Origin of the sequence: Streptomyces sp. BoleA5 (assembly GCF_000373665.1) — a bacterium.
GTDB lineage: Bacteria > Actinomycetota > Actinomycetes > Streptomycetales > Streptomycetaceae > Actinacidiphila.
Genome location: NZ_KB892102.1, coordinates 200,980 through 214,396, shown reverse-complemented (window position 1 = coordinate 214,396; position 13,417 = coordinate 200,980). Strand labels below are relative to the sequence as shown.

Below are 13,417 nucleotides of genomic sequence, written 5' to 3'. Positions count from 1 at the left end.
GTCGGGCTGATACAGCCAACCGCGCAGGGTCACATCCCCCTGCGCCCGGAATTCAAGGTCAGTGCGCGTATGGGCCATCGAGGCGCGCCTCCCTCCTCGATAGACATGACACTACTGTAAGGATTTAGCTAGTGTCGGTCAACCGGCCTCTCGGCCTGCCGTCAACCGCTCCGCATGGCAGACGGTCGACACCCGGATCCGCCGCTACGCCCTGGACGGCGTCGCCCGGGCCCTGCAGCAGATCCAGGCCCGCGCAGACGCGGCCGGCGACATCGACTGGCTGGTCCAGATCGACTTCACCATCGTCCGTGCCCATCAGCACGCCGTTGGGACCGGCCGAAAAGGGGGGGCAGTGTCGGCAGGACGAACCGGGTGATCACGCCCTCGGCCGGTCCCGAGGCGGACTGACCACCAAAATCCACCTCGCCTGCGATGGCGAGGGCCGCCCGCTCGTCATCCTGGTGACGCCAGGGCAACGCGCCACGGTGGTCGCGCGGTGGTCTCCCAGGCCGGCGGTGTGCTGCTGGTGGAGACGATCCGCAAGACCGGTCTGGATCAGGCGATATCGGCGGCGTTGGCGCCGTGGCGCAAGCCCCGGGCGGCGCACGACCTGGGCAAGGTCCTGCTGGATGTGGCGCTGGCGGTCGCGCTGGGTGGGGACTGCCTGGCAGACGTCGGCATACTGCGGGCCGAACCGGCCGTCGGGCCGGTGGCCTCCGATCCGACGGTGTCCTGGCTGATCGACACGCTGGCGTCGGGCGGGAAGCAGGCGCTGATCGCATTGCAGCAGGCCCGCGCTCACGTCCGTGAACATGTATGGACGGTGGCCGGTGACGCGGCACCGGACGCGGCCGGGCAGGTGGTCGTGGACCTGGACGGAGTGCTGGTGATCGCGCATTCCGAGAAGCAGGACGCGGCCGCGACCTGGAAGAAGACCTTCGGACACCACCCACTGATGGGGTTCGTCGACCACGGCCGGGACGGGTCCGGAGAGCCGGTCGCCGGGCTGCTTCGGCTCGGGATCGCAGGCAGCAACACCGCCGCCGACCACATCACCGCCGCCCGGCTCGCCCTGGCCCAGCTGCCGAAGAAGTACCGGCGCGGGCGGCAGACGCTGATCCGGACCGACTCGGGCGGGGGCCCCACGAGTTCCTCGACTGGCTGTCCGCCCGCGGCCGGTGGCTGTCCTACTCGGTCGGCGTGACCATCACCGATGCCATCCACCAGGCCGTCGTGAAGGTCCCGGCATCGGCCTCGACGCCGGCCGCCGAGCCGGACGGCGAGATCCGCGGCGGCACCTGGATCGCCGAACTCGACGGCGACTGCCTCAAGGGCTGGCCGAACGGGATGCGACTGATCGTGCGCAAGGAACGCCCGCATCCCGGCGCCCAGTTGCGCCTGACCGACGCCGACGGCATGCGCTTGACCTGCTTCGCCACCAGCACCAAAACCGTCCCGACGCCGCACACGAACTGCGACACCGCCAGCGTGCGAGGGCCGAGGACCGCATCCGCGCCGCCCGTGCCACCGGCCTGCGCAACCTGCCCCTGCACGACACCGCGCAGAACCAGATCTGGCTGGAGATCGCCCAGATCGCCCTGGACCTGCTGGCCTGGATGCCGACGCTGGCGCTGACCGGGGCCGTATGTCGGTGGGAACCCCGCCGCCTGCGACTGCGGCTGTCCTCCACCGCCGCCCGACTCGTCACCACCAGCCGCCGCCGCATCCTCCGCCTCGCGGGGCACTGGCCATGGACCGACGTGAGCACCGGAGCCCTGCAACGACTCGCAGCCCTACCGAACCTCGGCTGACCTGCAACTTCCCGTTCCCACGATCAGTGCCACCCGACCGCAGCCGTGGAACCCCGCGCCCACCCGACGCGACAGCCGGGCCACCAGCCTGCCCACCCGCAGGAATCGGCCTCCGAGCGAGCCGAAAGGGTGCGTCAACAAGCTGACGGACCCTCATGCAAGATCGAGGCTAACGTTGACATGTATACCTGCATACATATACTGGCTCAAAGGCATTGGCTTGGAGAAGGGTGAGCTGGGGATGGCTGAAGAACTGGTGAATGGAACGGGCGACCAGTCGCCGGACGGACAGCCTGGCGGTGACGACGCGGTGATCGTTCGAAGCATGGACGGCCCGGTCGCGGTGCTGACGATGCAGTACAGGCCGCACAACTTCATGGGGCACGTCTTGGTGGAGGCGCTGCTGGACAGTATTCGGTGGGCTCAGGAACAGGGTGCGCGGGCCGTCCTGCTGCGCAGCGGGCTGCGGAACTTCTCTGCGGGAGCAGACTTGACCCTGTTCGAAGGCCTCGACGGACAGGAACCGGAGATTGACCGGATTAGGTTCGTGCGTGAGTTCGACGAGCTTCCGATTCCCATCGTGGCCGAGGTGCGCGGCGTCTGTGTAGGCGGCGGATTCGAGCTGGCCCTGGCATGCGACCTGATCGTGGCCGGCGAGTCGGCCAAGCTCGGGTCGGTCGAGGCGACAGTGGGGCTGACCCCGCTCTCCGGCGCTGTGCAGCGACTCACGCAGCGCGCCGGTGCCGCCCGCGCCAAGGAGATGGCGATGCTGGCTCGCCGATACGATGCGCGCACCCTTGAGCGGTGGGGCGTCATCAACCGGGTCGTCGCAGACGAGATGCTCGACGAGGTCGCTCTGTCGCTGGCCCAGGAACTGGGCCACGGAGCCACCATCGCGCATGCCGCCACCAAGGCAGTCGTGTCGTACACGCTCGAGAACGGTGTGCGGGCCGCCGACGAGAAGATGGCCGAGCTGCAACGCAGTATCTGGCCCTCTCGCGATCTTCAGCAGGGACTCGAGTCGGCCCGCGCCAAGGGCCTGGGCTCGGCTCGATTCGAAGGCAGGTGAGTCATGGTTCTCCCCCTTCATGGACTGCGTGTCGTCGACTTCACCCGGGTCCTCGCAGGCCCGCACGCCGGAAAGCACCTGCTGGATCTGGGCGCTGAGGTGATCAAGATCGAGCCTCCGACCGGAGACGTGTCGCGTCTCTCCTACCCGACCCAGGGGGCGATCAGCGGGTACTACGCGCAGCAGAACGCCGGCAAGCGCAACATCAGCATCGACCTGAACGTCCCCGAAGCACGGAAGATCGTACTTGAGTTGTGCGACAGCGCCGACGTCATCATCGAGAACTTTCGCCCAGGGGCACTTGCATTCTTCGGTCTGGACTATGAGTCGGTCTCGAGGCGGAACCCCCGAGTGATCTATGTGTCGATGAGCGGCTACGGCCAGCATGGACCGTGGCGCAGCCGGATGGCGTACGCACCCGCGGTGCAGGCCGAGACCGGATTCACCTCGAACACACTGCGCCACTTCGGCCTCGTCGACAGCAACAAGTATCAGACTGACCCGCTGTCACACGCCGATGTCTACACCGGGCTGCACGGTCTCATCGCGGTGCTTGCGGCGCTGAACCACCGTCACACCACAGGAGAGGGCCAGTACGTCGACGTGGCCATGGCGGCGGTCATGACGTCCATAAGCGAGCGCACGCACTACGATCTGTCTGGCATCGATCTCGGCGATGAGCCCCCGATCCTCGGCGCGGCGGACGCCAATTTCTTCATCAGCCCCGAAGGGCACGAGTTCGTCATCTCGGCCAGCCTGGTAAGCAGCCTGACCTTCTCGTTCTACCTCAACGCGATGCGGCGGCCCGACCTTGCCGACGACCCGCGGTTCCGCACACCACAGCTGCGGGCCCGTCACATCCACGACCTGCGTGCCATCGTGCAGACCTGGATCTACACCTTTGACGACGTGGCTTCGCTCGACACACAACTGGACGAGGCGAAATTGGCGAGCGGAATCGTGCGCACGCCGCAGGAGTTCGTGGCGGGTGAATGGGCCCAGACCTGGCCCGCCGTCCAGGAAGTGCCCGACCGGGCAGGCGGCCAGATCACCATCCCCGGCTCGCCCTGGCACTTCGGAAGTAACAATGGGCAGCCGGCAATGAGCGAGCAGATCCCGGCGTTCCAGGGCGAACACAACCGCGTCGTCCTGACCGAACTCGGCTACGACGAGGACACGATCGAGGCCCTTTTCGCCAAGGGCGCTCTGGTGGAGCCGGCGCGCGAAACGGTCAAGCCATCGTGAGGCCGACGGAGCAGATGGGGATCGAACAGCCGGTGTGGGTTCCCGCGCAGCGGGCCATCGATCGGGCGAGGATAACCGAGTTCACCCGGTACGTCGCCGAGCATTATGACGTGCGGCCCGAAAGCTACGAGGAACTGTGGCAGTGGTCTGTCACCGATCTCGAAGCCTTCTGGAGCGCAGTGGCGGACTTCTTCGACGTGCCATGGTCGCATCGTCCCTCCCGCACGCTTGTACCGGGTGAGATGCCAGGCACGCAGTGGTTCCCCGGCGGAACCACAAACTACGTCTCGCAGGTTTTCCGCCATTCCACCGGTACGGCCGTGATCGCACGCAATGAGCTGGGGGAGTCCACGTCGCTGACGTGGTCGCAGTTGCGTACGGCAGTGGCAGCATTCGCGGCGACGCTGCGCGCCAATGGTGTCACCACCGGCGACCGTGTTGTCGGATACCTGCCCGACATCGCAGAAGCGGTCATCGCGTTTCTGGCCACGGCCAGCATCGGCGCTATCTGGGCCGGCTGCGCTCAGGATCTGGCAGCGGCTGCGGCAGGAGAACGGCTCGCTCAACTCGACCCAGCGGTACTGGTATGCGCTACCGGCCACCACCACCGCGGCCGATTCGTGGACCGGACCGCCGAGGCGCGCGCTCTCGCCGCTCAGATGCCGACACTCCGGCTTCAAGTGACCGTGCCCCGAGGCCCGATCCACGACCCGGTCCCGGCAGGCTTGGGCGGCGTCCGGCAGCTCACCTGGCAGGAGGCGGTAGCCGAGGAGGCCGAACTGCAGGTGGCGCAGGTCCCGTTCGATCACCCTCTGTGGGTGCTGTTCTCCTCGGCAACCACAGGCGTGCCCAAAGGCATCGTCCACGGACACGGCGGCGTCCTTCTCGAGCAGCTCAAGACCGCTGCTCTGCACATCGACCTCGGTAGCACTGACCGCTTCTTCTGGTACACCACTCTCAACTGGATGATGTGGAACGCCCGCAATTCGGGTCTGCTGGTGGGCGCCGGGATCGTTTGCTTCGACGGCACCCCGACGGCCACATCGCTGTGGGACGTAGCCGCCGCCGAGCGTGTCACCGCACTCGGCGTCAGCCCCGCCTACCTGGAACTGACCCGGAACTCCGGCGTGCGCCCGGCCCAGGACTTCGACCTGTCGGCCCTGCGCTTCCTGGGCAGCACCGGGTCGGTGCTGAGCCCGCACACCCACCGCTGGATCGCCGACGAGCTGGGGTCCGAGGTGCTGGTCGGATCCACCTCCGGCGGTACCGACGTCGTCAGCTCCTTTGTCGGCTCGGTGCCGACGGTGCCGTTCCAGGCGGGCGAGCTGTCCGTCCGATATCTCGGCGTCGACCTGCAGGCGTGGACGGACGCCGGCACACCCGTGATCGACGGGGTCGGCGACCTGGTGGTCGTTCAGCCGATGCCGTCGATGCCCGTACGATTCTGGAACGATCCGGACGGAAAGCGCTACCGCGCGGCCTACTTCGATAAGTATGACGGCGTGTGGCGCCACGGTGACTGGATCACGCTCACCAGTCGCGGCTCGGTGATCGTGCACGGCCGCTCCGACGCGACGCTGAACCGCAACGGGATCCGTATGGGCAGCAGCGACATCTACCGGGCGGTCGAATCACTCTCCGAAGTCGAGGAAGCCCTGGTCGTCGGAGTTGAGGAGCCTGGCGGCGGATACTGGATGCCGTTGTTCGTCGTCCTGCATGGTGACGCGCCACTGACCGAGGAACTGCGTCAGCGGATCCTCGCCGCCGTCCGCGACGAGGTCTCCCCGCGTTACGTTCCAGATGAGGTCATCGCCGCCCCAGGTGTGCCGCACACACGGACCGGGAAGAAGGTCGAGGTCCCGGTCAAGAAGATCCTTGCCGGACTGACCGACGGAGTCATCGCGGACGACGCGATCGACCGTCCCGAACTGATCGACTTCTACCGATCGGTCGGTGCCAATCGACGTAACGCACAGATGTCTGGCGCCCAGTTGCGTCATCACAGGTAGGCGTGCAGGGCCGGGTCTGGACGGTGTGGTTGCGGTGGTGGGAGTTACGCGGCCGGCGGCCCCAGGGCCTGAAGAGGCACCCACTAGGACACCCGTGAATGCCTGCCAAGGGCTCGATGACCTCGAGAAGGCTGTCGGCCCCGTGATCGGCCACAGCGATTGGCACACCATCGCCCAGGACGATATCGACCACTGCGCTGGCGTCACCGGCGACCACCAGTGGATCCACGCCGACCCGGAGAAGGCCGCGAAGAGGCCCTGCGGGACGACAAGCGCTCACGAACGGCAGGGCGGCGACAAGCCGGTCCGCGTCGCCGAAGCCGTCTCAGTGCTCTGCGAGTAAGCCGCTACAGAAAGGACGGCCCGGCATGACTAGCGGGACCCCGTACAACACCCTCAACGTACGTCGTGAGGGAAATGTGCTGGTGATCGGTTTGAACCGACCGCACAAACGCAATGCCTTCGACGCGACCATGCTGAGGGAACTCGCCACGGCCTACGGCGAACTGGACAGGGACGACTCAGTGCGCGCCGGTGTGCTGTACGGCGAGGGCGCGATGTTCACATCTGGCCTGGACCTGGCGAGCGTCGGTCCGGAACTGCAAAAGAACAGCTCCCTCGTGCCGGAGGGCGGCATCAACCCGTGGCAGGTTGAGGGTTCCCGACTGTCCAAGCCCCTGGTAGCCGCGGTCAATGGCTCCTGCCTGACCCTGGGCATCGAACTGATGCTGGCCGCCGACATCGCCGTCGCCGAAGAGTCAGCGACCTTCGCTCAACTGGAGATCAGCCTCGGTATCTTCCCCTTCGGCGGGGCGACCCTTCGCTTCCCGAAGGCCGCTGGCTGGAGCAACGCGATGCGGTGGATGCTCACCGCCGAGAAGTTCGACGCCGCCGAGGCGCATCGCATAGGCATCGTTCAGGAGGTCGTCCCTGACGGCGCCCACGTCGACCGGGCCATCGCCATCGCGCAGACCATCGCCCGACAGGCACCGCTGGGCGTCCGGGCCACGCTGGCCAACGCCCGCCTTGCAGAGCGGGAGAACGAGGCGGCGGCCGAGGCAGAACTGATGCCAACTGTGCTGAAGCTCTTTGGCAGCGAAGACGCACGGATTGGCCTGGAAGCCTTCGTCGCGCGCGGGACGGCCGAGTTCGTCGGCCGCTGACATGGTCGGGGTGGGTACGCCGGACAGGCCCTGCAAACCGATCGGTTTCACCCTATCCCAAGTATGGAGTGTGAGTTTCATGACTGCGATCAAGGATTCCGTCGTCCTCGTCACCGGCGGCAGCCGCGGCATCGGAAAGGCGCTAGTGGAGGAGTTGTACGCACGCGGCGCGGGCAAGGTCTACGCCACCGCCCGCGACCCGCGCTCCGTCACCCACCCCGACGCGGTGGCGTTGGCGCTGGAGGTCACCAACCCGGACTCGGTGGCCGCGGTCGCCGAACAGGCGCAGGACGTCACCGTCCTGATCAACAACGCGGGGGCCGCCACCCGCAGCCGCTTCCTGACCTCTTCGCTCGACGACATCCGCCGCGTGTTCGAGATCAATTTTTACGGCCCGCTGCTGCTCACTCGCGCTTTCGCCCCGGTGATCGAGCGCAACGGCGGTGGCCACATCCTGAACGTCCTCTCGGTGCATTCCTGGTTTGCGCGCGCCGAAGGCGGCGCCTACAGTGCCTCCAAGTCGGCGTTCTGGTCGCAGACCAACAGCCTGCGCCAGGCGCTCCAGCCACAGGGCATCGGCGTCACCGGCCTGCACATGGGCCTTGTCGACACCGACATGACGGCTCACGTAGACGCGCTCAAGATCAGCCCGCGGGACGTCGCAGTGGCAGCCCTCGACGGCGTCGAGTCGGATGCCTTCGAGGTGCTCACCGACGATCTCACCCGCTGGGTCAAGGACGCTCTGTCTGGCGACCCGGTCGCCATGTACGAGCGACTCGCCGCCCGGTGACCTCGGTCCCGGCCCGCCCACTGGCCCCTCCGCACCGCCGCGGAGGGTCGCCGAGAAATCCGGTGCCGCAGGTTCGTCGCCCAGTTGCCTTACTGCTGAAAGGCGGCCGACGCCACTGTCGTCCGTGACGAACTCGCCGTGGTACCCGCTGTCGTGGGCCTCTCGCGTACCGCCCGACGGCTCGTGGTGCAGAACCTCGTCATTGCCGCCGTCTTCATCACCGCACTGGTCGCATGGGACCTCGCTGGCCACCTCCCGCTGCCACTCGGCGTCGCAGGCCACGAGGGCTCCACCGTGCTCGTGGGCCTGAACGAGCTGCGCCTGCTGCGTGAGGCCGCCTGGAGCCGCAGCGGCCACAACACGTGAGCAGCCAGGCACCGGGCTTGCACATAGGGATGGCAAGCGACGGACGTCGACACTTCGCGTACGCGCGCAGGCTCTCGTCGACTGGTTGCATCCGATGAGAGCGATCCCGTACATGTCAAAAAGGGAAGTGATCTTGCCGATCGCGGGAAGGGCACTCTGCAAGGCGGACATGGGCGCAGGTCACCCCGACTCGTGAACGGCCCACAGCAGCTCGAAGCCCCTGTCGGAGAGATCCGGCAGGGGCTTCGTCGTGCGCCGCGTACGGATCAGCACGTGTCGGAGACCAGCTCGGCGAAGGCGGTCCGGCTCATGGGGCGGTCGTCGGCCCACACCTGGCCGGGGCGCAGCGAGGCGAGGTCGGCGGCGGTGAAGTAGACCTGGCCGTTGTAGGTGCCGCCGCCGCGGGGGGCCGCGGAACGACAGCGAGTACGTGCGGCCCGGCAGCAGGGCCTGGGTGCCGTCGGCCTCCACGTGCCAGGAGCCGGGCGGCTCGAAGAGGGGGAACGTCGTGCGGCCGATGTGTGCCGACGACCACATGTCCCAGCCGCTGTCCGCCCCTTCGCGCCTCGGGCCGCCGGACGGTGCGTCAACGGCCTCCCGCTCGTCCCGGCTGTGCAGGACCACCTGCGAGGCGTCGTCCCCAGGGCACGGCTGCACCCTCGCCACCGCGGTGCCGTCCGGGCTCGTCCAGACCGCCACGAGCGGCAACCGCGCCGGGCTGCAGCCGCACAGCAGCCCGAGCCCCACCAGCGCGCCCAGTAAGCCCGTTGCTCCCCGTCGCATGACCAGCCCCTCCCCGAGAACGCCCGCCCGCCGTCAGCGTGCCAGTCCCGGGCCGCGAGGGCGAGGTGTCCCGTCGGGTGAAACGGGGTGGCTTCCGGGCGGGTTCGGGGAGAGCATGCGGTGGTGGAGATATCGGGGTCGCCGGACGGCGAGGTGGAGGTGCCCGCGCGGATCTCGGCGCTGGCGGGGGAGCGGACGCCGCTGCCCGTGTGGCGCAACGAGGCGGGCGGGGTGACGTTCCGGATCGGGGCGGGGGAGGACCGGTTGTTCGCCAAGTGGGCGCCGGCGGGCTCAAGGCTGGACCTGGGGGCCGAGGCCGAGCGCCTGGAATGGGCTGGCCGCTTCACCCCCGTACCGCCCGTCCTGGAACACGGTTCGGACGGCGACGGGGCCTGGCTGCTGACGCGCGGGCTGCGCGGCGAGAGTGCCGTCAGCCCGCGCTGGACGGCGGATCCCGGTACCACGGTGCGTGCGCTGGGCGCGGGTCTGCGCGCGCTGCACGAGCGGCTGCCCGTGGACGCCTGCCCGTACGACTGGTCCGTCGGCACCCGCCTCGAGCGCGCCCGGCGGGCCGGCAGGCAGGTGCCCGGGGACCTGCCGCCCGCGCCTCCCGTCGAACGGCTCGTGGTGTGCCACGGGGACCCCTGCGCGCCCAACACGCTGCTGGGCGAGGACGGTACCTGGTCGGGCCACGTCGACATGGGCGCCCTCGGCGTCGCCGACCGCTGGGCCGATCTGGCCGTCGCCACCTGGAGCACGGAGTGGAACTACGGCCCCGGCTGGGAGGACGCGCTCCTGGACGCGTACGGCATCGCCCCGGATCCGGAGCGGACCGCCTTCTACCGGCGCCTGTGGAGCGTCACCTGACGGGTGCCCCCGGGCGGGCACGGGTGGCACGATCGGGGCGGAAGCCGAGAGCGCGAGGGGGCGGGGCGGAATGGCCATCGATCTGGAGAAGGTGCGGGCGGCGGCGCCGGGTCTGGTGAGCCTGTACAAGGACGCCAGGGTGTCGCTGGAGAAGGCCGGGGTGGCGGGGGAACGGGCCGCTGTGTACCTGGTGCTGGACCGGTCCGGCAGCATGCGGCGGCACTACCGGGACGGCACGGTGCAGCGCCTGGCCGAGCAGGTCCTCGGGCTCGCGGCGAACCTCGATGACGACGGGGTCGTGCCGGTGGTCTTCTTCTCCACCGAGGTGGACGGCGTCGCCGAGATCGGCCTCGACGGCTACGAGGGGCGGATCAACGCGCTCCACGACAGCTACGGCCACATGGGCCGCACCAACTACCACCTGGCGATGCAGGCGGTGATCGACCACTACCGGGCGTCCGGCGCGACGCAGCCCGCCTTCGTCGTCTTCCAGACCGACGGCGGCCCCTCCTCGCGCACGGCCGCCGAACGGCTGCTCTGCTCCGCCGCCGCACTGCCGATCTTCTGGCAGTTCGTCGGCTTCGGTGACCCTGAGGGCAGGGACTTCGACTTCCTGCGCAAGCTCGACGAACTCCCGGTACCCGCCAAGCGGCTGGTGGACAACGCCGGTTTCCACGCCGCCGGGGAGGAGCCCGCGGCGGCGTCGGACGCCGGGCTGTACGCGGCGCTGATGGAGGAGTTCCCGCAGTGGCTGACGGCGGCGCGGGCGGCGGGCGTCATCCGGGACTGACGGGTGCGGCGGGTGCCCCGGCCGTGGCGGCCGCGTCGACGAGGCGGTCGAGTTCGGCGGCCGACTCGGGCGCGAGCCGGTAGACGCCCTGGAGGCCGATCGACCGCATCAGACGTCCGTCCTCGACGAACCGCAGCCGGCGCTCGGCCCGGCGCGAGCGGTAGGTGAGCCGTTCCAGCAGCTCGCCGGGGACGGTGGTGCCGAAGTCGAGCGGGGTGCCGGGCGGGCCCACCAGCACCTCGGACGCGCAACCGCCCTCCAGCGGCGACCAGTCGGGCAGCTTGGCCAGCTCGTCCGCGGCCTCCTCGTACGGGATGATCCGCGCCACCTCCAGGCGGCCCAGCACATGGAGCCGGGTGCGGTGGACGCGGACCGGGAAGACGCGGTCGCCGGGCTTCACCCCCGCGAGCCGGAAGCTGGGCAGCGACTGGTGCGGGCCGCCGAACAGGACGCGGAGGGGGCGTCCGGAGTAGCCGTCGCGCGTCAGCCGGCGGCAGAGGTCGTTGGTCCACAACGTCGTGTAGGACTGCGGGGCGTCGGCCGGTTCGGACATGGCGGCCACCGTAGGGGACGGGACCGACAGTGACCGCGGGCGGGCCGGGACCCCGGACGCCCCGGGCCGGAGCAGGGGGTTGGGCAGGGGTGTCCGCCGGTCGCCGGTCGCCGAGGGGTCGGCCGTCGCCGAGCGGGGCGGGGCCACGATCGCGCCGGGCACGGCCTCGGTTCGGGCCTCGAGGGCCGGAGCGCACGGACGTGCCGGGCATGGGCCGCGTCGCCGGGCGCCCGGGCCGCCGCTCCCCGACCCGGCGGTCAGAGCAGGGGGTTGGGCAGGCCCGTCCAGTGGTCGCCGCTCTCGGAGGTCTCCAGCCGCATCAAGGTGAGCGCCTTGACGGGGAGTTCGGGGGCGGAGAGCAGGGCCGCGCGGTCGGTACGGGTGTCCGCCGTCGCCGGGAGGGCGTCGAAGGCGCGGTCGGTCTCCGTGCGCACCGCGGCCCACAGCCGTGCCTCGGTGGGCCGGTGGGCCTCGCCGAGGGTGGAGACGAGGCTGCCGAACGTGGTGGCGACCAGAGAGCCGTAGAGCTTGGCGTGCAGGACCGCGGGGTCGTCGCTGAGGCCGCGGCCGAGCGGGGGCACCGTGACGCCGCACCGCGCGAGGCGGGCCGGGCTGATCCGGACGTCGGCGAGGTCGCGGTAGACCAGCCGCCGCGGCCGGGCGTGCCGGTCGAGGACGACCAGGAGGTTCTGCCCGTGCGCCTCCAGGGCGACCCCCCAGGACAGCAGCCGCAGCATGGCCGGGAGCGCGAGCCGGGCGAAGGCGGTGAGCCAGGCGGCGCCGTCCGGGTGCGCGCCCGGTCCCGCGGCCGCGAGCAGGGAGTGCAGCAGCGGCGGCCCGCCGTCGGCGGGGCGGCCGGTGAGCGCGGCGACGGGCAGCAGGGTCTCCCCGGACGCCGGGTCGGCGAAGCCGGACGGGGACTCCCGCAGCAGCGCGGCGAGGTCGGGGCTTGGCTCACCGCCGACGACGGCGGCGGCCGCCCCGAGGTTGCGGGTGACGCGCAGCGTGTCGCCGCCGAGCCGCCGGGTCAGCTCGTCCAGCAGCGCGGACAGCGCGGCGCTGTCGGTCACCGAGCGGGCCGAGATGTCGCGGACGGACGAGGTCATCCGCATGCTCAGCGCCGTCTTCACATGCGGCCCGCCGTCGAGCGGGGCCACGGTGCGCACCGACATCAGCGCCCGGGTGGGGACCGCGGCCTCGGCGTACGGGCGCAGCCCCAGGGCGGGCAGGATGTGCCGGGTCTGCCAGGGGTGGACGGGCAGCAGCAACCGGTCGCCGTCCCGGAACCGGTCCGGCCAGGCGCCCGCGACCAGGCAGTCGGCGGCGGGGACGGCGACGAGGTCGAGGGCGACGACGGGCCGGTGCTCGGGCCCGAAGGCCAGCTGCTCGGCCACCGAGAAACCGGGACGGCTGCGGCAGCACGGGTGGTACGGGTGGCCGTCGACGACGCCCTGCTCGAAGGAGGCGAGCGTCGGCGGCCGGCCGCCGTGGCCCTCCGCGCCCGCGGCGCCCGCCCGGGACAGGGCCAGGGAGGCGACGCTGTGGTCGATCTCGTCACGCAGCAGGCCCGACCCCGGCAGCCCGAGCGCCTCCACCAGGGCGGCCGGGTGGTCGTGCGGGCGGCCGTCCAGCACAAGGGCGGGTTCGTCCTTCGGCGACCCCAGGTCGTGGGGCAGCCGGCGCGGCCCGAGGAGCACCCGGCCGTCGCGGAGGAGCACACGGTCCGGGCCGCGCGAGGCGATGCCCGGCAGGGGTTCCAGGAGCAGGGCCCGCCACAGGCGGCCCAGCACGGCGGCGCGCGCACCGGGGAGAGCGGCGGTGTACGCGTCGTGCAGATCGGGACGGAGCGTCGCCAGCTCGGTGGCGAACGCCGTCTCCAGGGGGCGCCGCGTCGCAGCCGCCGAGTGCGGGTACATGATGGGTCCCTACCCTACGCAGGAGGCGGCCGACCGTGCATCGAACAGGGCAGCG

The 13,417-nt window shown here is 70.3% G+C and carries 10 protein-coding genes and 3 pseudogenes; 11 read left to right on the top strand and 2 right to left on the bottom strand.

The features are described 5' to 3' along the window. Positions 1-175: 175 nt before the first annotated feature. From B085_RS50795 to B085_RS0117510, 11 genes and pseudogenes are all read left to right on the top strand, one after another. Positions 176-473, top strand: a pseudogene (locus B085_RS50795) (IS5/IS1182 family transposase); the annotation flags it as partial. Beyond that, positions 428-1,811: pseudogene (locus tag B085_RS42755) on the top strand (IS1380 family transposase). The pseudogenes B085_RS50795 and B085_RS42755, both read left to right, overlap by 46 nt. A 241-nt stretch (positions 1,812-2,052) precedes the next feature. Further along, entirely contained in the window at positions 2,053-2,880 is an 828-nt protein-coding gene (locus B085_RS0117560) for an enoyl-CoA hydratase/isomerase family protein (RefSeq protein ID WP_018559881.1), read from the top strand. 3 nt (positions 2,881-2,883) lie between these two features. Further along, entirely contained in the window at positions 2,884-4,125 is a 1,242-nt protein-coding gene (locus B085_RS0117555; protein ID WP_018559880.1) for a CaiB/BaiF CoA transferase family protein, read from the top strand. Between the two features lie 14 nt (positions 4,126-4,139). After that, entirely contained in the window at positions 4,140-6,134 is a 1,995-nt protein-coding gene (locus B085_RS0117550; RefSeq protein WP_037731848.1) for an acetoacetate--CoA ligase, read from the top strand. Positions 6,135-6,228: 94 nt separating this feature from the next. Beyond that, complete coding sequence (locus B085_RS42750) at positions 6,229-6,477, top strand: MaoC/PaaZ C-terminal domain-containing protein (RefSeq protein ID WP_018559878.1); 249 nt, start codon at positions 6,229-6,231, stop codon at positions 6,475-6,477. A 25-nt stretch (positions 6,478-6,502) separates the two neighbouring features. Next, positions 6,503-7,297, top strand: coding sequence for a crotonase/enoyl-CoA hydratase family protein (locus B085_RS0117540; RefSeq protein WP_026251134.1), 795 nt, complete (start codon positions 6,503-6,505; stop codon positions 7,295-7,297). A gap of 79 nt (positions 7,298-7,376) precedes the next feature. After that, complete coding sequence (locus B085_RS0117535) at positions 7,377-8,087, top strand: SDR family oxidoreductase (protein ID WP_018559876.1); 711 nt, start codon at positions 7,377-7,379, stop codon at positions 8,085-8,087. A gap of 99 nt (positions 8,088-8,186) precedes the next feature. Further along, a pseudogene (locus B085_RS0117530) lies at positions 8,187-8,453 on the top strand (heavy metal translocating P-type ATPase); the annotation flags it as partial. A 903-nt stretch (positions 8,454-9,356) separates the two neighbouring features. Continuing rightward, positions 9,357-10,103 (top strand): aminoglycoside 3'-phosphotransferase, encoded by a 747-nt coding sequence (locus B085_RS0117515; protein WP_018559873.1) that lies wholly within the window; start codon positions 9,357-9,359, stop codon positions 10,101-10,103. Positions 10,104-10,173: 70 nt separating this feature from the next. After that, positions 10,174-10,893: a vWA domain-containing protein gene (locus tag B085_RS0117510; protein WP_018559872.1), complete on the top strand. Its 720-nt coding sequence runs from the start codon at positions 10,174-10,176 to the stop codon at positions 10,891-10,893. On the opposite strand, the gene B085_RS42740 is transcribed toward B085_RS0117510, so the two are convergent. Together B085_RS42740 and B085_RS0117500 are read right to left on the bottom strand one after the other, a co-directional pair. Further along, positions 10,880-11,446: a hypothetical protein gene (locus B085_RS42740; protein WP_037731902.1), complete on the bottom strand. Its 567-nt coding sequence runs from the start codon at positions 11,444-11,446 to the stop codon at positions 10,880-10,882. The genes B085_RS0117510 and B085_RS42740 overlap by 14 nt on opposite strands. A gap of 257 nt (positions 11,447-11,703) precedes the next feature. After that, the gene (locus B085_RS0117500; protein ID WP_018559870.1) at positions 11,704-13,362 is read right to left on the bottom strand and encodes an IucA/IucC family protein; all 1,659 of its coding nucleotides are present in this window, start codon (positions 13,360-13,362) and stop codon (positions 11,704-11,706) included. Between the last annotated feature and the right edge of the window lie 55 nt (positions 13,363-13,417).